This window comes from Amycolatopsis camponoti, from assembly GCF_902497555.1.
GTDB classification, from domain to species: Bacteria; Actinomycetota; Actinomycetes; order Mycobacteriales; family Pseudonocardiaceae; genus Amycolatopsis; species Amycolatopsis camponoti.
Genome location: NZ_CABVGP010000001.1, coordinates 1,246,916 through 1,265,357, shown reverse-complemented (window position 1 = coordinate 1,265,357; position 18,442 = coordinate 1,246,916). Strand labels below are relative to the sequence as shown.

The 18,442-nt window shown below is 72.5% G+C and carries 16 protein-coding genes; 2 read left to right on the top strand and 14 right to left on the bottom strand.

Features of this window, described 5'->3' with window-relative positions; all coding sequences use genetic code 11:
• The first annotated feature begins 86 nt into the window (after window positions 1–86).
• A complete protein-coding gene (locus tag AA23TX_RS06100) occupies window positions 87–1,046 on the top strand; it encodes an ArsR/SmtB family transcription factor (protein ID WP_155541595.1) in 960 nt (319 codons plus the stop codon).
• Between the two features lie 347 nt (window positions 1,047–1,393).
• Entirely contained in the window at window positions 1,394–1,663 is a 270-nt protein-coding gene (locus tag AA23TX_RS06095; RefSeq protein WP_155541594.1) for a hypothetical protein, read from the top strand.
• Here the strand turns inward: AA23TX_RS06095 and AA23TX_RS06090 are convergent.
• The 14 genes from AA23TX_RS06090 to AA23TX_RS06025 form a co-directional block, all read right to left on the bottom strand.
• Window positions 1,583–2,233: an anthranilate synthase component II gene (locus AA23TX_RS06090; RefSeq protein WP_155541593.1), complete on the bottom strand. Its 651-nt coding sequence runs from the start codon at window positions 2,231–2,233 to the stop codon at window positions 1,583–1,585. The two genes, AA23TX_RS06095 and AA23TX_RS06090, sit on opposite strands and share 81 nt — an antisense overlap.
• Entirely contained in the window at window positions 2,230–3,570 is a 1,341-nt protein-coding gene (locus AA23TX_RS06085) for an anthranilate synthase component I family protein (RefSeq protein WP_230862364.1), read from the bottom strand. Before AA23TX_RS06085 ends, AA23TX_RS06090 begins: the two co-directional genes overlap by 4 nt.
• Window positions 3,567–4,724, bottom strand: coding sequence for a DUF362 domain-containing protein (locus tag AA23TX_RS06080; RefSeq protein WP_155541592.1), 1,158 nt, complete (start codon window positions 4,722–4,724; stop codon window positions 3,567–3,569). Before AA23TX_RS06080 ends, AA23TX_RS06085 begins: the two co-directional genes overlap by 4 nt.
• Window positions 4,717–5,391, bottom strand: a complete 675-nt coding sequence (locus AA23TX_RS06075; RefSeq protein WP_155541591.1) for a cyclase family protein — start codon at window positions 5,389–5,391, stop codon at window positions 4,717–4,719. The genes AA23TX_RS06080 and AA23TX_RS06075 overlap by 8 nt, the downstream gene beginning before the upstream one ends.
• Before the next feature lie 15 nt (window positions 5,392–5,406).
• The gene (locus tag AA23TX_RS06070) at window positions 5,407–6,741 is read right to left on the bottom strand and encodes a glutathionylspermidine synthase family protein (RefSeq protein WP_155541590.1); all 1,335 of its coding nucleotides are present in this window, start codon (window positions 6,739–6,741) and stop codon (window positions 5,407–5,409) included.
• Between the two features lie 17 nt (window positions 6,742–6,758).
• Complete coding sequence (locus AA23TX_RS06065) at window positions 6,759–8,000, bottom strand: MFS transporter (protein ID WP_155541589.1); 1,242 nt, start codon at window positions 7,998–8,000, stop codon at window positions 6,759–6,761.
• Entirely contained in the window at window positions 7,997–9,214 is a 1,218-nt protein-coding gene (locus tag AA23TX_RS06060) for an ATP-grasp domain-containing protein (protein WP_155541588.1), read from the bottom strand. The genes AA23TX_RS06065 and AA23TX_RS06060 overlap by 4 nt, the downstream gene beginning before the upstream one ends.
• Window positions 9,215–9,267: 53 nt before the next feature.
• Window positions 9,268–10,536 carry an ATP-grasp domain-containing protein gene (locus AA23TX_RS06055; RefSeq protein WP_155541587.1) on the bottom strand — a complete coding sequence of 423 codons (1,269 nt, stop codon included), beginning with the start codon at window positions 10,534–10,536 and terminating at the stop codon, window positions 9,268–9,270.
• 10 nt (window positions 10,537–10,546) lie between these two features.
• Entirely contained in the window at window positions 10,547–11,143 is a 597-nt protein-coding gene (locus AA23TX_RS06050) for a mycothiol-dependent nitroreductase Rv2466c family protein (RefSeq protein ID WP_230862363.1), read from the bottom strand.
• 59 nt (window positions 11,144–11,202) lie between these two features.
• Window positions 11,203–12,291: a branched-chain amino acid aminotransferase gene (locus tag AA23TX_RS06045; RefSeq protein WP_155541586.1), complete on the bottom strand. Its 1,089-nt coding sequence runs from the start codon at window positions 12,289–12,291 to the stop codon at window positions 11,203–11,205.
• On the bottom strand, window positions 12,291–13,601 hold the full coding sequence (gene pcaB / locus AA23TX_RS06040) for a 3-carboxy-cis,cis-muconate cycloisomerase (protein ID WP_155541585.1): 1,311 nt from the start codon (window positions 13,599–13,601) through the stop codon (window positions 12,291–12,293). Before pcaB ends, AA23TX_RS06045 begins: the two co-directional genes overlap by 1 nt.
• A complete protein-coding gene (locus AA23TX_RS06035; RefSeq protein ID WP_155541584.1) occupies window positions 13,598–15,529 on the bottom strand; it encodes an FAD/NAD(P)-binding protein in 1,932 nt (643 codons plus the stop codon). Before AA23TX_RS06035 ends, pcaB begins: the two co-directional genes overlap by 4 nt.
• Window positions 15,530–15,602: 73 nt before the next feature.
• Window positions 15,603–16,670: a 3-deoxy-7-phosphoheptulonate synthase gene (gene aroF, locus AA23TX_RS06030; protein WP_155541583.1), complete on the bottom strand. Its 1,068-nt coding sequence runs from the start codon at window positions 16,668–16,670 to the stop codon at window positions 15,603–15,605.
• Window positions 16,667–18,331 (bottom strand): class I adenylate-forming enzyme family protein, encoded by a 1,665-nt coding sequence (locus AA23TX_RS06025; protein WP_155541582.1) that lies wholly within the window; start codon window positions 18,329–18,331, stop codon window positions 16,667–16,669. The genes aroF and AA23TX_RS06025 overlap by 4 nt, the downstream gene beginning before the upstream one ends.
• Window positions 18,332–18,442 lie beyond the last annotated feature (111 nt).

Genomic DNA, 18,442 nt, shown 5'->3' with positions numbered 1-18,442 from the left:
CGCCTGCCGGAAACGTCGCAGGTCACAGTGCGGCGGGACCCGGTGCCACCGACGGCTATCCTCGCCGGGGAAAGGGCGGTACGTCGATGCTCAAGATTCACTTCACGGACGCGGACCTGGCGAAGGTGACCATCGCCGAGGACGCCGACCCGATGTGGGAGCTGCTGATGAGCAGCTACCGGATCCGGCGTCCGGAGGGCGAGCCGTTCTTCGGCCGGTGGCGCCGGGGGTCGCGCTCCGCGGTCCCGGAGTCGGGCCGGCTGGTGATGTCCGCCGTTCCGCCGTACGGGTACTGCCCGGACTTCCTCACCCCGGCCGCGCACGCCACGATCGGTGACGGCGTCTCGGCGGTGCTCGAAACGCCGCCGGCGGCCCTGGCCACCGACGTCGCCGAGCTGGCGGCGCAGGGGACGCGCGTCGCGCCGTGGCTGCGCCGGCTGGCGGACGGCGAGACCCGTGAGCTGCACCGCCTCGGCACGGCCCTGCACGACTACTACCGCCGGTGCCTGGCCCCGGACTGGGCCACGGTCCGCCGCGCCGTGGCCCGCGACCACGACCGGCTGCGGTCGAACCTGGACCGCGGCGGGCCGCAGCTGCTGCTCTCGACGGTGCACCCGGACATCACGTGGTCCCCACCGGTGCTGCGGGTGCGCTTCCCGATCGAGCAGGAGCTCCACCTGGACGGCCGCGGCCTCCGCCTGATCCCGACGTTCTTCGCGCACGGCATGCCGACGACGTACAAGGACCCGGGCCGCCCGCCGGCGCTGGTCTATTCGATCAGCCACCCCCGCTTCGACAGCGACGCGGAGCCGGGGGCGTCACTGGCGGCGCTGCTCGGCCAGACGAGGGCACGGGTGCTGGTGACGGTGGCGACGACGCGCTGCAACACGAGCGAGCTGGCCGAGCTGACGGGCGTCTCTCTGGCGACGGCCAGCCAGCACGCGTCGGTGCTGCGAGCCAGCGGCCTGATCACCAGCGCGCGGTCGGGGAAGTCGCAGATCCACGAGATCACGCCGCTGGGGCTGGGCGTCATCCGGGCCAGCTGAGGTACCTGGACGGACGACACGCGTGTCGTCCGGCTGGGTACGGGTTAGCGACGTTCCGAATGAGTCATTCGGGACGTTTCGGGCTGGGGTGCGTGAGCCCGGTGCCTTCCCGAGCCCGACCTGGGCCCGCGGCGCTACCGCGACACCGTCGCCACCCTCCGCGATCGGGTGTTGCCCCGGTGAGCGGCGATCGTGTTAGCCTGTCGCCGTGCAGCGCCCGATGACGTCCTCGCGACTCGTAACCCGGCGCGCCGGCTGAACCAGGTCGCCGGCGCGCAGCGTCGGCGATCGCTCTTTTCCGGGACCTGGCCCCGATCTCATTCCTTCTTCAGCTCGGGAGATCCGCCATGTCCACGTCCTTCGCCTTTCCCGCGACCCGCTCGGCCATGCTGCTGCGCCGGCGCATCGCCACCTACTTCGTCGGCGGCGCCGAGCAGATCCCGGCGCTGGTCGGCGCGCTGGACGGCCACCTCGTCCACGAGCTGTCGGTCGACATCAAGGACGGTGTCCGCGAGAGCGGCATGGTCTGCGCCGTCCTACTGGCCGCCGACGAGACCGAGCCCCTGCTCGACCGGCTGCGCGAACTGCCGTCGGTCGTTTCGGCCGAGCTCGCCTGAGCCGAGCAGGCCGCGCACCGCGTTGGCCACCATGCCCACGCCTTCCTGCGTGAACAGCGACTCGGGGTGGAACTGGACGCCTTCGATCGCGTGGCGGCGGTGCCGGATCGCCATGATCTCGCCGGTGTCCGACAACGCGGTCACGGCCAGCTCGGCCGGCAGCGAAGCGGGGTCGAGCACCAGCGAGTGGTAGCGCGCCACCGTCAGCGGGTTCGGCAGCCCGGCGAAGACTCCGCTCCCGTCGTGCGCCACGGCCGAGCACTTGCCGTGCATCGGCTCGGCCGCGTGCACCACCCGGGCCCCGAACGCCGCGCCGATCGCCTGGTGGCCCAGGCACACGCCGAGGATCGGCACGCGCCCGGCCAGCCGGCGGACCAGCTCGACCGAGATGCCCGCGTCGGCGGGGTCGCCGGGGCCGGGTGAGATCAGCACCAGCTCCGGGGCGAGCGCCTCGACGTCGGTCACGGAGATCTCGTCGTTGCGGTAGACCTGGCACGAGGCGCCGAGGGTTCCCAGGTACTGCACCAGGTTGTAGACGAACGAGTCGTAGTTGTCGAGCACGCAGATCACGCGGCCGCCCCTTCCACCGTCACGCCGAGGGCCCGGGCGCCGGACCCGAGCTTCGCCAGGCACTCCGCGTACTCCTCGGCCGGGTCGGAGTCGTGGACGATGCCGCCGCCGGCCTGCAGCCGGATCTCGTCGTCGCACCAGACCATGCTGCGGATCGTCAGGTAGAGGTCCACGTGGGACACCCCGAACGAGCCGACCGCGCCGGAGTACAGCCAGCGCCGCGACGGCTCGAGGGTGTCGATGATCTCCATCGCGCGCACCTTCGGCGTCCCGGTCATGGTGCCCGCCGGGAACGTCGCCCGGATCAGCTCGGCGGTGCCGCGCTCCCCCGACGGCTCGCCCCACACGTCGGACGTCAGGTGCATGACGTGCGAATACCGCTCGACGGCCATCAGCCGCTCGACCGAGACGGTGCCGGGGCGGCACACCCGGCCGAGGTCGTTGCGGGCCAGGTCGACCAGCATCCGGTGCTCGGCCAGCTCCTTCACCGACGAGCGCAGGTCGTCTTCGGCGAGCCGGTCGGCGCGGCCGTCACGGCCCCGCGGCCGGGTGCCGGCCAGCGGGCGGATCAGCGCCCGGCCGCGCCGGAGCGTCAGGCACGGTTCCGGAGACGCGCCGACCGCCTCGAACTCCGGCCCGCCGTACCAGAAGTGGTACGGCGACGGGTTGATCCCGGTCAGGCGGCGGTAGACGCGCAGACCGTCCACAGTGGCCGGTGCGGTCCAGGCGTTGGACAGCACCAGCTGGAAGACGTCGCCGTCGAGGATGTGCCGCTGCGCGCGCCGCAGGGCGTCGACGTACTCGTCGTAGCCGAAGCCGAACGTTCCGGCCCCGACCGCGACGGTCCCGAGCGGGGCGACGGCGAGCCGGTCGAGCGTCCGGGCGACCTGGGTGGCCGCCTTGCGGGCGGCCGCGGGGGTGGTGCCCCGGCCGATCACACGCCCGTCGGAGACCAGCACCTCGGGCAGGAAGAACTCGTACACCGGACGCCCGCCCGCCGGGTGCCGGCTGGGCAGCCGCTCGAAGTCGCGCGCGGCGTCGTAGGCGAGGAACCCGAACCAGGCCGCCTCGGCGTCGGTCACGTCCGGCGGGAGGTCCAGCCCGGCCAGCAGGTCCACCGCGGCCGTGAGCGGCGCGGGCCCGTCACCGCCGGGGTGGGAGAGGACGGCCAGTTCGCCCGCGGCCAGCACCGCGTCCCGGCCGCCCGGCCCGGCGGTCAGCATGACGCGCCCGGCGGGACGCAGGGCCGCGGCCGCCGCCACCGGGTCGAGCGCCGAGGTCAGCGGGACGACGTGGCGGTGCAGCCGGGCCCCCGGCGACAGCGCGGACGTGATCATCGGGCGACCGCCGGCACCCGGAACTGCGTGCGCTCGTGGTCGCCGACGGGCTTGCCCATGGCGTAGCGGAACGCGGCGAGCTGGATCGCCCGCGGCGGGCAGCCTTCGACGAAGATGCCCAGGTCCCGGCTCTCGTACAGGCAGTTGCCGACGAGGACGACCTCCCCGCGCAACGGCGGCACCTCGACCTGCGGCCCCGAAATGACCGTCATCTCCCCGTCCCACTCGCACAGTTCGCCGGCCAGCGCCCGCATCGCCCCGGCGACGAACCGGCTGCACGCCGGGCAGGCGTTGTCGGCGTAGACGTGGATCCCCTCGCGCGGCACGACGATCTCGACCGGCGCCTTCACCATGTCGAACGCCAAGTCCTCGAGCGGCGTGCCGAGCAGCTCGATGTCCTCCAGGGCCAGAGGTCCCATCCCCCGCGCGTGCGCGTCCCGCAGGTAGGCGACGCTCTCCGGGTCGAAGCCCGCCAGCGTCCCGACGGCGACGTCGAGCGCGACGGCGTTGCGGCTCGCGGCCAGGAAACCGACCTCGCGGGCCTGTCCGTCCATCGGGTAGTTGCCCTCGATCACCGTGGTCCCGTCGCACACGACCAGGTCCTGCGGCCGCATCAGGTTGAGGTCCACAGTGGACTCGTCGACGCCCGCCATGTGCACGATCCGGGTGGTGTACCCGGGCAGCAGCCCGACCAGGTTCTTCATCGCGTTCGAGTAGACGACGCTCGCGTGCGTGCGCAGCTGCGGGACGCCGATGAAGTAGTCGCAGTCCAGGATCAGCTCGGGGACGGCGATCGGCACCCGCAGCGACGTCGCACCGGGGATGCCGGTGATGCGCAGCGGCAGGTCGTCGAAGCTGACGACGCGGGCGTACTTCGCGGCCTCGTGGTCGCGCAGGATCTCGTAGATCGCGTGCGTGCGCTCGGCGATGACCGGGCGCGCCCCGTGCTCGGCGACGACGCGGGCGATCGCGGCCAGCAGCGCCGGCCGCACCTGGAACCCGGGTGCCGTCTGGAACAGGTTCGGCTTGATCAGCACCTCGGCCCCGGGCGGCAGCGCGGCCAGCGGGTCGCCGAGCAGGTCGAGCAGCCGGTCCAGGCCGTCCGGCACCTCGGCGTCGTCGCCGGCCGCCGTGAGGGCGACCTGCTCAGACATCGGTGTCCTCCATGGCGATGACGCGCGCCGGGGCCGCCTCGGCGCCGGCCACCTTGGTCGGCAGCGCGATCAGCCGCACCACCTGCTGGGTCAGCTCGTGCATGTTGGTGACGTACTCCAGCAGCGGGATGCCGGCGGCGAGCAGCGCGTGGTGCACCGGGGACTCCGCGTCGCCCGGCCGTTCGGTGAGGCAGTCGAAGCCGATGAGGCACGCGCCGTTGTCGATCGCCCACCGCGCGGCCGACGGCGTCAGGTAGGGCGGACGGTCCCAGTAGTCGGGCCGGCCCCAGTTGTGCCGCAGGTAGTCGGTGCGGATGAGCAGCCGGTCGCCCGCCTGCCACACCGGCCGCAGCGCCTTTTCCAGGTCGTCGCCGGTGACCTCGTCCAGCTCGCCCTTGTGCGACAGGTCGGCGACGCAGGCGCGGCCGATCAGCGTGTCGAGCGGGACCTCGTCGATGCCTTCGGTGCCCGGGTAGAAGTGCAGCTTGTACTCCATGTGCGTCCCGTTGTGCGGGAAGACGTGCAGGTAGGAGAACGTGCGCTTGGTGCCGTACGGGTCGTTCTCCGGCGTCATCGAGCGTTCGCTGACGAACTTCGGGAACCAGTCGGCGGGGTAGGACGGCATTCCGTCGTAGAAGCCGTGGGTGAGGTCGACGAGTCGGGGCACCGGGGTTCTCCTTGCTCAGCAGGTGAAGAGGCAGGTGTTGCGGACGTCGGGGTTGTTGATCATGGTGATGACGGTGGTGCCGCCGGGCGCGATCGCGCGTACGCCGCCGCCGGAGAGGCCCGACGGGGTCATGAACGCCGCCCACAGCGCGTACCACTCGGAGCGCTCGCCGGTCTCGGGGTCGATCACGGTCTCCAGGTTCGGCCGCACGATCTCCTGGACGAGCGAGCCGGTCCGCGAACCGGCTTCGAGCGTCTCCCGCCAGGTCCCGGCGTCCACCTCCCGGCCGATGACGACGCCCTGGCCGCCGTAGAGGCCGGTCGGCTTGAACACCAGCTGGTCCTGACGCTCGATGCACTCGTCGATGCGCCCGGCGTCCGGGCCCGCGCCGGGGCGTCCGAGCATCCGGCACCACGGCAGCACCCGCTCGATCACGGCCTGCTCGTCCGGGGTGAAGACCGCGGCGGACTCCGACAGCATCGCCAGCGTTCCCTTGTTGCTGAACACGTTCGTCGGCGTCCAGACGACCACCTGGCCGGTTTCGTGGGCGCGGAAGACCGGCTCCAGCAGCGCGTCGCAGTCCGGGTGCGCCAGCATTTCCTCGAGGCCGTAGTACCGCAGGACGACGTCGACCGGGGTGCCCTCCAGGTACGGCTTCCCGGACCGGTACTCCAGGTCGCCGATCTCGCCGACACGGCACTCGACGTCGTTCTCCGCCAGCAGCTCCGCGATCGCGCGCCGCTGGTGGCCGTAGGTCGTCATCCCGCCGGGGCCCTCGACGATCGCGACCACCGGCTCGCCGGCGCCGATCGTCTTGCCCGCGTTGCGCAGCGCCTCGGCGAGGTCGGACCCCATGTCCAGGAACCCGAGCCCGTGCTCGGCGGCGAACTCGGCGACGGCCGGCACCCGCAGGTACGCCTTGGGCAGCGTGCCCACCATGTCCAGGCCGCCGAGCGCGCTGCCGATGTTGTACTCCAGCAGCTTGAACGCCGTGCCGTCGTAGTAGACGTCGGCGCGGCCGTACAGCGGCGGCGGCCCCTCGCCGAGCAGCCGGGTCATCAGCGCGGCGTGCCGGTCGTCGATGCCGAGCGCGGTGCGGAACCGCGTGAAGTCGCCGTCGAAGAGCCGCCGCGGCAGCGAGCCGACGAGCTCGTAGATCGTGACGAGGTCCCGGCCGAACGCGCGGTACTCGGCCTCGTCGACCATGATCGGCCGCGGCAGCAGCCGGGGCCAGGACAGGCGCTTGGTCTCCGACAGCTCGAGGCTCGCCCGCGCGTGGCGCAGCGGGCCGTCCGCCTCCTCGCAGCCGGCGAGGTAGGCCTTGGTGATCCGATCGGACCGTGCCGACATGGTTACCTTCCAGGGTTTCAGGCGGAGACCGCGACGCGCGTCTCGCGACGGGCCAGGATCGCCCGGTACTGCAGGATGATCACGACGCCGAAGGCCAGGTAGATCCCGGCCATCCCGGCCATGCTGACGACCGCGCTCAGGCTGATCAGGATCGAGTTGACGATCTGGCCGAACCGGATGTGCAGGTAGTACGCGGCGAGGTAGCGCGGCCGGCCGTCGTCCGGGGCCAGCTCGGCCAGCAGGGCCTGCTGCACCGGCAGGTTCATCAGCTCGCCGACGGTCAGCACGACGACGGCGACGAGCAGCAGCCAGGCGTCGTCGGTGACGGCCAGCACCGCGAACCCGCCCGCGTACAGCGTGATGCCCGCGTAGAGCCGGGTGCGGTCGGGCATCCGCTTCAGCAGCGAGTTGACGACCAGCGCGAACGCGACGACCAGGACGGTGTTGACCGCCTTGAGCACGCCGAGCATCTCCACGCCGGTCACCGCGCCGAACGGGACCACCTCCTGCGTGGGGAAGTCCGTCGACAGCCGGATCCCGATCGCGGTGCTGAGCTGCCCTTCGAGCGTCAGGATCAGCGTGGCGGCGATGATCAGCCGCCGGAACGTCGCGTCGGCCAGCACCACCTTGTAGCCCTGGACGAACTGGGCGAGCCCAGTGAGCTTGACCGGCGGCCGGGGCGTCTCCGGCTTGGTCTCCGCCACGAGCGCCACGGTGACGGCGAGGGCGAACGCCATCCCGGCCGCGCCGCCGAGGATCACCGCGCCGAAGTGGGAGCTGTACAGGAAAGCACCGAGCAGGGCGCCGGTGCCGAGCGCGAGGTTGATCACCCAGTAGTTGACCGTGTAGACGAACTTGCGCTGCTCCGGCGGGGTGACGTCGATGATCGTCGCGTCGTTGGCGGGCAGCGCGAGGTTCGACCCGAACTTCACGATGGCGTAGCTGAAGTAGACCGCCAGCGCGCCCCAGCCCGAGTAGTACGCGACGGCCATCAGCGCGAGGAAGCCGGTGCCGACGACGTCGCCGATGATCAGCACGGGACGGCGGCCCCAGCGCTCGGACAGGTGGCCGCCGACGAGCATGCCGACCACCGCGAACGCGGCGAACACCAGGATCAGCGCACCGGCGACCGCGACCCCGACGTGCGCCGCGAGGTAGATAGCGATGAACGTCAGGATCATCGCGTCGATCAGCTTGTGCACGAACGCCAGCCCGATCCGGAGCCGGACGTTGCGGTGCAGGGCGAAGAAGCTCCTCATCGGACTTCCACTTCGATCAGGGCGCGGACGTGGTCCGCGCGGGCTTGGGCCTCCGCCGCGTCCGCGGAGCCGGTGAGGATGACGAACCCGTGGCGGGTCTTCGAGCTGACGGTCTCCGGCAGGACGTCACCGGGGGCGAACGGGAAGCTGAGGGTGTGCACGTGGTCCAGTGCGCGAGCCTCCTCGAGACCCGTCACCTTTTCGAGAACCCCGGTGGGAAAGGAGAAGTACGCGATGTGCCCGACGAGCCCGCCGCGGTCCGGGAGGGACGTCCGCCCGGCGAGGGCGGCGAACATCGCCCGCTTGACGTCGAAGCCGGTGGCCAGCCCGATGATGTCCGGGATCTTGTCCCCGCCCAGCCGGGCCTGCGACTCCACGATCCGCGGCCCGTCCTCGGTGCAGATGACCTCGGTGTGCGCCGGGCCGCACTGGTAGCCGACGGCGTCGAGCAGCTCGACCGCGAGCGCGGCGACCGCCCGCGTCTCCGCCGTCTCCGGCTCGCCGAAGAGGTGACCCCGCTCGACGAAGTGCGGCAGCGGGCCGAGCAGCTTGCGCGTCACGCCGATGACGTGGTGCTCGCCGCGCACGGTCATCGTCTCGACGCTGAACTCGGGCCCTCGCAGGTACTCCTCGACCAGCAACGGCCCGGAGTACGCCAGCGCGGCCAGCTCGTCGCCCCAGGCGGGCAGCTCGGCCGGGTCGGTGAGCAGCCGCGTCCCGCGGCTGGCCGACAGCGCGGCGGGTTTCACCACCACCGGCAGGGTGAAGCCGTCGAGCAGCCTTCCGACGTCCTGCCAGCGGTCCGCGGTGGCGAACCGGACCGTCGAGATGCCCTTGTCGCGCAACAGGGTGCGCATGGCGAGCTTGTCGTTGAGCAGGAACACCGAGCGCGGCGAATTGACCGCCGTGCCGAGTTCGTCGGCGACCTCGTGGGCGAGCTGCATGCTCTCCTCGCTGCCGACGTGCCAGACGTGGCCGGCTCCGCTGTCGCGGACGGCCGCGCGGATCGCTTCGGCGTAGGCCGCGCGGTCGGTGAAGTCGACCAGCCACAGGCTCTCGGCGAGGCTCTCGACCTCCGCGAGGTACGCGGGCGCGTCCGCGCCGAACAACCGCGTGGCCTCGGCCGGGTCCCAGATCGCCGTGATCCGGAAGCCTTCCGCCCGCGCCTTGCCGAGGTATGCCTTGTAGGGCATCACCATCACGAGGTTCGGCATGTCTGCTCTCCCTGTCCGGGCATCGGGTGGCCCCAGCCTCGCCGACGCGGCCATCAGCGGGCCATCGGCGGCGCATCGGCGCGGGTGCCGACCACGATCTGCTGGGCGGCGGCCTCGGCGATCCGGCCCGCCAGGTAGGCGTCGGACGCCGTCGTGAGGACGTGACCGACGCGGTCTTCGTTCACCCGCAACGGATCGACCCGCCCACCGGGCTCGACCGACACCCCGGCTTCGCGGACCCCGGGGACCGCGGCGGCGATGTCCAGGCCGCTCACCTCGGTGACGATCCCGGGGTCGGCGGTGAGGTACCGGATGGCCGCGCCGCGCGCCGGCTCGGTCACGACGTCGCCGGCGGGCTCCCCGAGGTACTGGCGGATCAGCAGCTCCATCGTGCACCACCCGAAGCTCGCGTCCATCAGCTCGGTGATCCGGTCGCCCGCCGGGCGCGGGTTGATCTCGATCAGCTTCGGGCCCGCGCCGGTGTACTTGATCTCGACGTGCGCGATGCCGAGGTCGAAGCCCACGGCCTCGGTGGCGGCCACCGCGGCCGCCTCCAGCTCACGCCGGACGTCGCCGGGCAGCGCCGTCGGGAAGCTGTGCCCCAGCTCGACGAACCGGTTGCGGCCGCCCAGGATCTTGTCGGTCACCCCGAGCACGCGGACGGTCCCCGCGTCCGCCAGGATCTCCACGCTGACCTCGAACCCGACGAGGCACTCCTCGACGAGCACCTCGGGCGACCGCGGCTGGCCGCGGCGGTTCGTCGCGGCGGACCGGATCGCGGTGAACGTCCCGGTCACCTCCGCCGGCGTCGTGCAGCGGACGACGTGCGCGCCGCTGGTCTCGTCGACCGCCTTCACCACGCACGGAAACCCGATCTCGGCCGCGGCCCGCACGGCCTGCTCGGCCGTCGTGACGACGCGGAACTCCGGCACGGGCACGCCGCGCGCGGCCCACCGCCGCCGTTGCGCGGCCTTGTCGCGAGCGATCCGGATGGCGGCCGGGTCCGGGCCGGGCAGGCCGAGCTGACGGGCCGCCTCGGCGGCCTGGATGACCTCGTACTCGGCCACCGAAAGCAGCGCGTCGAGCGGCTTCGCGGCGTCAACCGCCTTCACCGCCTCCAACAGCGGTTCCAGCTCGTGCGTCGGACAGGACACGAACTCGTCGACGCAGGTTTCGAGCACCTCGGTGCCGCCCGGCGTCGCGTGGTAGCGGTCCAGCCCGCAGCTGAAGAAGGTGACGTGCAGCCCCAGCCCGCGCGCCGCCCGCAGGGCGTCGAAGCCGGACCCGGACCGGTTCGACTCGACGAACCCGATGCGTCTCATGTCCGTTCCCTCACTCGTAGTTCAAGCCCGGCGTCCGGGCCCGCTTCAGCTCGAAGAAGTGCGGGTTGCGCGCGAGCGCCACCACGCCGTCGAAGAGGTCCACCGCGTCCCGGCCGCGCGGGATGGCGTTGAGCACCGGGCCGAAGAAACCGGTGCCGTCGACGTGGATCGCCGGCGTGCCGAGGTCCGCGCCGACCGGTTCCAGCGCCTCGGCGTGGCTCTTGCGCAGAGCCTCGTCGTAGTCGGTGCTGTCCGCGGCTCCGGCGAGCCCGGCCGGCAACCCGACTTCGGCCAGCGCCTGCGCGACGACCTCGGGGAAGTCCTTGTTCCGTCCGTTGTGGATCCGGGTGCCCAGCGCGGTGTAGAGGTCGCGCAGCACGTCTTCGCCGTGGTGCTGCGCGGCGGCGACGCAGACGCGGACCGGGCCCCACGAGCGGTCGCAGAACTCGCGGTACCACGGCTCGATCTCCCGGTCTTCGTTGAGCACGCCGAGGCTCATCACCCGGAACCGCAGCGCGAGGTCGCGGTGCCGGTCGACCTCGAGGATCCACCGCGAGGTGATCCAGGCGAAGGGACAGGCGGGATCGAAGTAGAAGTCGACGTTCACGGGTGCCTCTCGGTACAGGGGTCGTGAGTGAGAAACAGGGTTAGAACACTGTTTCTCACTCACGACCCGGTGGTGACGGCGTGCAGCCAGCCGAACTCGTCGGGCGCCTCGCCGTACTGGACGTCCAGCAGGGCGTTCAGCAGGCGGCGGGTGACCGGGCCCGTGGTGCCGTCGCCGACGGCCCACTCGCCGTCCGGTGTCACGGCGTGCCCGACCGGGGCCACGGCACGCGCGGTGCCGCACGCGAACGTCTCGGTGATGCGGTCCGCCCGGCAGCCGCGCTCCCAGTCGTCGAGGGTGACCGGCTCCTCCGCGACGGTCAGGCCGAGCCGCCCGGCGAGCCGCAGGATCGAGTCGCGGGTGATGCCGGCCAGCAGCGTCCCGCTCAGGGGCGGCGTGACGAGCCGGTCGCCCTCGACGAAGAACAGGTTGGACCCGCCGACCTCTTCGACGTACCGGCGCTCGCGCGCGTCCAGCCAGACGACCTGGTCGCACCCGTGCGCCGCGGCTTCCCGCTGCGCGATGTAGGACCCGCCGTAGTTGCCCCCGCACTTGATCGTGCCCGTCCCGCCGTCGGCCGCGCGGACGTACTCGGGCGACGCCCACAGCCGGATCGGCGCCGGCTCGGCCGTGGCGGGCCGGGCGGGGCTGCCGATCACGGCGAACAGGTACTCCTCGGCGGGCCGGTTCGACAGGTGCGTCTCCGCGGCGATCAGGAACGGCCGCAGGTAGAAGCTCTGGCCACGCGGGCGCGGCACCCAGGCGCCGTCCACGCGCAGCAGCGCCTCGACGCCCGCGACGAAGTCCGCCTCCGCCAGCTCGGGCATGGCCATCCGGCGGGCCGACCGGGCGAACCGGGCGGCGTGGTCGCGGGGCCGGAACAGCGCCCGCTGCCCGTCCGGGCGCCAGAACGCCTTCAGCCCCTCGAAGACCGTCTGTCCATAGTGGAGTGCCATGGTGGCCGGGTGCAGGGTGAACGCGGCGAGCGGGCCGGTCCGGGCGTCGTGCCACCCGCGGCCGGCGGTCCACCGCGCGGTCACCATGTGGTCGGAGTAGAGCGAACCGAACCCCGGCATGCGCAGCAGTTCTTCGCGCTGCTCGGCGGGCATCGGCTCGACCCGCTCGGGCGCGAACTCCAGGGTGGTCATCAGAACTCCTCGCGTTCGAAGCGGGCCAGGGCCCGGTCGGCCAGTGGCCCGGCGAGCCCGGTGTAGGCCGCCGGGTCCAGCAGGCCCGGGTCCACGTCGAGCAGGTCGGCCAGGTCCGCCCCGGTGCGCTCGGCTTCGGCGGTGGCCTCGGCCAGCAGGCGCTTGGCGGCGGCCTTGCCGAGCGCCGGGGCCAGGACGGCGTTGACGCGTTCGGAGACGATCGCGCCCCGGGTGAGCCGCAGGTTCGCCGCCATCGCGTCGGGGCGCACCCGCAGGGTTTCGGCCAGCCTCGCCGCGTTCGCCGCGGCACCGGCCGTGATGCGCAGGGCGTCCCGCAGCGGCTGCCACTCCGCGTGCCAGCCGCCCGAGGAGCGTTCGTCCTCGACGGCCATCGACCCGAACAGCACGACGGCGAGCGGCGGCAGCTGCCGGGCCGCGGTCGCCACCAGCGTCGCGAACACCGGGTTGTGCTTCTGCGGCATGGCCGAGGACGCCCCGCGTCCCGGCGCGCGTTCTTCGGCGACCTCGCCGATCTCGGTGCGCGACAGCACGAGGACGTCCGCGGCGATCTTGCCGAGCGCGCCGGCGGTGACCAGCAGCGCCGACGCGACGTCGGCGATGGGCGTGCGGATCCCGTGCCACGGCAGGGTTTGCGGGGCCAGGCCGAGTTTGCGGGCCACCAGGTCCGGCAGCTCCAGCGACCCGGGACCGTACTCCTCGTAGGCGGCGAGGGTGCCGGCCGCACCGCCGAGTGACACCGGCAGCGCCGCGCGCGCCCGCCGCACCCGCTCGACGGCGTCGAGGACGAGGTGCAGCCAGGTCGCCGCCTTGAGCCCGAAGGTCACCGGCACGGCGTGCTGGGTCAGGGTGCGCCCGGCCATCGGCGTGTCCCGGTGCGCGCGGACGTGCCCGGCGAGCTGGCCGGCCGTCGCCACGAGGTCTCGGGTGACGCGGTCGAGCGTCGACCTGCACAGCAGCATCAGGGCGGTGTCGAGGATGTCCTGGCTGGTGCTGCCGCGGTGCACGTACTCGGCGGCGGCGGGGTCGACGGCGGCGGTGAGCCCGGCGACGAACGCGACCACGGGGTTCGCGGTCTCGCGGACGCCCTCGGCGATGGCCCGCGGATCGAGGTTTTCCGGCACGGCGGCGGCGCGGATGGCCTTGGCGGCTTCCTCGGGGATGACGCCCAGTTCGGCCTGGGCTTCGGCGAGGGCGACCTCGGTGGCGAGCATCGCGGTCAGGAGCGCGCGGTCGTCGACGAGTTCGCCGGCGCCGGTCGCGGCCCACGCGGGGGCGAGCAGCTCGCTCACGCGGTCCTCCCCAGGTCGTCCTGCTCGGCCGCGATCCGCAGACATGACCGGGCGATCGCGTCCGCGTCGCCGAGGATCACCGAATTGACTCCGGGGCGGATGCCCGCCGCCGTCACCCAGTGGACCGCCTCCGTCGGCACGCCGAACGCGAACCGCCTCGGGTGGGGCCGGTCTCGCGTGTCCAGCACGTGGTACGGCCGCCGCGTCACCGCCAGGCCGCCCGTCTCGAACTCGCCGATGCGGTACGGGCGGCACTCGCCGCGGGCGAGCAACGCGCGCAGCAGGGGATCCGTCGTGCGCCGCACGTCGGTGTCCGGCAGGCGGGCCTCGATCAGCGTCTTCGCGCGGACGACCACGTCGGGGCACGCCGCCGACCGGGCGACGAACCGGCCGTCCGCGCCCTCGATCCGCAGGTCCGGGCCCATGACCTCCAGCACGCCCGCGTCCAGCAGCGCGCCGAACTGCTCGACGCGCTCGGCGGGCGGGCCGATCGACAGGTACGCGTTGAGCGGCATGTACCAGCGCCGCAGGTCGTCGCGGTAGGACGCGCCGGAGATCCCGCCGTGGTCGACGACCAGCCGGATCTCGTTGCGCAGGTCGCGAAGGACGTCTGTGGCCGCCTTGAGCGGACCGGTCACGTTGCCCTTGCGCGCCTCGGCCAGCTCGGTGTCCACAGCGGACCGCAGCCACGTCCGGAACGTCGCCGTCGAGGCGAGGTCGGCGGCCATGTAGGGCACCGCGACGCGCCGCCAGTCCCAGCTCCGGTCGAGCCCGAACTTCGCCAGGACGATCCGCTGCGCCTCGGTCTCCCGCACCGCCAGCGGATCGCCGTCGAGCGGCACCTCCGCGGGCCCGGCCGCCGAGAACGCCTCGGTGAACTCCCCGACGTCGCAGGCGCACCCCTGCTCCCGCACCTGGGCCGCGTAGAAGACCGTGCGGACCTCCTGGTCGATCAACGGCCAGACGTCCCGGCGGAAGTCGGCGCCGTCCCGCAGCCGCCCGATCACCGCCGGCGTCAAGAACCGCGGTTCGTGCCGGCCGGACGCGCCCTTCTCGTTGCGGGCACGGGCCTGGTACGGCACCCCGCGCCGCGATCCGGCGACCAGCCGCGGTTCCCGGCCGGACGGCACGTACGTCAGCGCGCCACCCGGCTCGCGGGTGAACTCGCCGCCGCGTCCGAGCGTGAGCAGGGCCAGGTGGTCGAAGAAGTTCAGGCCCATCCCGCGCAGCAGCACCGGCTCCCCCGCGGGCACGCCGGACGGCGACGCGTCGGCCGGGTTGCCCGGCGCGAAGTAGCGCAGGCCGTGGCGCTCGGCGTACCGGCTCAGGCCCGCTTCAGCCGGGCTGAGCTCGTGCGGCTGGTGGCCCAGCGCGAGCACGACGGCGGCCAGCCCGCCGATGGTCGTGCCGTCGGCCAGCACGACGTCCTGCCGTCCGGCGCGGCCGTCCCGGACGTCGACCGCCCGCGCCTGGTGGGCCACGAACCACAGCGACGGCGGCGCGGTTCGCGTGATCCGCCGCCGCGTCCAGCGCAGGTAGCTGCCGTAGAACGCCCGTGACGGGTAGTCGTCCGGACCGAGCGCCTCGGCTTCGGCCCGGACGGCGTCCGGCACGTCCGGGCTGCCGAGCAGGGCGATCGACCGCGCCCATTCGTACAGGCTCGGGCCGCGCACGACCGGGCCCGCGCAGTCGACGGTCTCGTCGACGAACATCGTCACCTGGCCGGCGACGGTGTTCATCAGCAGCACGCGGTCCTGCGTGCTGCGCCACACCTGGCCGCCGTCGGCCAGCCGCGGGTCGACGAGGTGCACCACGAGCCGGTGGTTCCGCGGCACGAGCACACCGGCGTTGGCGCTCAGCCGTTCCGCGACCGACAGCCCGCGCGGGCCGAGCCCGACCACGGCGATCTCCGACGTCTCCCCGAACACTGTCTCCCACTCCCGTACTGGTCGTGAGTGAGAAACTGGGTTAGAACACAGTTTCTCACTCACGACGTCTTGGTCAGCGTTTCTGCAGGCTTCGGCCCAGCCCGGCCGCGGCGCCGGCGAGCCGGGTCATCAGCCCGGCGAACTGCTCCGGCCGCAACGCCTGCTTCGCGTCGCACAGCGCCTCTTCCGGCCGGACGTGCACGTCGATCAGCAGCGCGTCCGCGCCGGCCGCGATGGCCGCGAGCGACAGCGGCTCGACCAGCTCCGGACGGCCGCCCGAGTGGCTCGGGTCCACGATGACCGGCAGGTGGGTGCGCTGCTTCCACAGCGCCACCGCCGTCAGGTCGAGCGTGAAGCGCGACGACGGCTCGAACGTGCGGATGCCGCGCTCGCACAGGACCACCTGGTCGTTGCCTTCGAGCAGCAGGTACTCCCCGGCGGCGAGCGTCTCTTCGACGGTGCAGCCGAACCCGCGCTTGAGCACGACCGGCAGGCCGCTCTGGCCCACCGCGCTCAGCAGCGCGAAGTTCTGCATGTTCCGCGCGCCGATCTGGAAGCCGTCGACGACCTCGGCCAGCCGTTTGACGTGCTCCGCGTCCACGACCTCGGTGACGAACGGCAAACCCGTCCGCTTCCGCGCCTCGACGAGCAGCTCCAGCCCGGAGAACCCGAGACCCTGGAACGAATGCGGCGACGTCCGCGGCTTGAAGACCCCGCCGCGCAGGCCGACGGCACCGTGTCCGGCGACGAGCTCCGCCGTCGCGAGCATCTGCTCCGGCGTCTCGACCGCGCACGGGCCGGCGATCACCGCGACCGAGCCGTCGCCGATCGTGGCCGGGCCGAGGGACACCTCCGTGCCGGCCGGGCGGATCTCCCGGCGGCCCAGCCACGCCTCGCCGCCCCGGGTCACGCGCCGGGTCGGGAGGGGCAGGTCCGCGGCCGCGGCGAGCAGATCGGCGTTGTCCACTCCGGACACCGGCAGGACGTGGCTCGCCCCCAGCCGGTACATCTGCGTCGGCGTGCCCGCGGACTCCAGGTACCGCAGCCAGCCGTCGACCCTGGCGCGGGTCACGGTCTCGTCGAACACGAGCAGGAGGTCTTGGTCGGTCACGGCGATCGTCTCTTCCCGGAGGGGTTTCATGCCAGCGCGTCGCTGGTGGCGAGGCTCTTGCCCCGGCGGTCACGGACGTACACGGCGAGGTCCTTGTACTTGTCGCGGAGGAAGCGCTTGAGCGACTTCCCGGTGACACCGAGCGGGAAGTCGTCTTCGCCGCCGGCGACCTCGACGACGGACAGTTCGGGCTTCCCGTTGGCCCGCAGGGCTTCGTTGGCCGCGAACAGCACCTTCTCCGCGTCCACGTCCCGGCCGGTCACGACGGCCACGGCGACCTTCTCGCCGCGGTGGTCGCCGGCCACGACGGTGCAGTCCTCGACACCGGAGACCTCGTTGATGACGAGCTCTTCCATCAGCACCGAGTAACCGGGCCCGGAGGCCGTGTGCACGACGTCGACCGCGCGGTCGACCTGGTAGAAGTTGCCCTCTTCGTCCCGGTAGGCGACGTCCCCGGTCAGCCAGTAGCCGGCGAGCTTGCTGCGGTAGTAGGTGTCCTGGTTGCCCCAGTACCCGACCGTCATCGACGGCGGCTTCGCCCCGAGGAAGCCGTATTCGTAGGGCTCGGCGAGCGTGCCGTTCTCCCGCACGATCGCGACCTCGGCGAACCCGACCGGCTTGCCGACGCAGCGGTCGTTGCGCTCGGTCGCCAGGGTGCGCGGCTGCATGAGCACGCCCCAGCCCAGCTCGGTGGTGCCGAGCCGGTCGAGGAACGCGGCCGGCGGCCGCTCCGGCGAGCGGCGGCCCAGGATGTTCTTCAGGTGCCGCTCGTGGATGGCGTCCGCCATGGACACCCAGATGTTCACCGAGTCGAGGGCACCCCGCGGCGTCTCGATCGCCGCCAGCTCCGGGTAGGCGTGGCCGAACGCCATCACCATGGTCGGCCGGTGCGCCTCGACGGCCTCGGCGAGCTCGGCGCCGGAGACGTCCCGGTGGACGACCATCGGCTGGCCGCCCAGCACGGCGTAGGCGTTGAACGACACGCACCCCTGGTGCGACTGCGGAAGCGCGTTCAGGATCAGCGCGTCGGGCTCTTCCTTGTAGTTCACCGCACGCCACTTCGGACCGTCCAAAATGGTCTTGTGGGTGTGGATGACGGGCTTCGGCAGGCCGGTGGTGCCGGAGGAGTGCATGAGGCCGACGGGGTCGTCCGGGTGGTGCCGGAAGCGGTCCGCGTCGGGCAGGACGGCCGACGGCGGCCCGTCCTGGCGCGTGTGCACCCACTTCAGGTTCAGCCGGTCGAGGTCCGGGGCGATCCGGTCGAGGCGTTCGGAGTCGGTGTAGAGGCCGATGGCCCCGCTGCGCTCGATCAGGGCGACGGCGCTGTCCCGCTTCGCGTTGCTGTTGATGAGCATGGAGATCGCGCCGATCCGCGCGAGCGCCGAAAGGTGCAGGAAGTACTGGATGGAGTCCGGCGGGAAGACCGCGACCCGGTCGTGCGGCCGCACACCCTGTCCGAGGTACCAGACCGACCAGCTCTGCACGAGGTGGTCGAGGTCGCGGAGGCTGAACCAGTGCTTCGTTTCGCCGTCGGTGTACGGGATCGGCGTGAGCGAGTGGATGAACGGCTCGTCCGGGTACGGGTTGAGCTCCAGCATGGCGGGCAGCAGGTTCCCCCCGCCGATGCTCGGATCCGCGAGCACCCGGGCCCGCAGTTCGGGGCTCAGGACGGTCTTGTGCGTGAACTCCATGGCATCACTTTCTGCTGCGGTCTACTCCCACGGCCGAGCGTGCCCGAGCGGGCCATCGGCGCGGCCTTGCCGGTGCATCGGTGCTGCATCGGCACCGATGGCGTTGCGAGG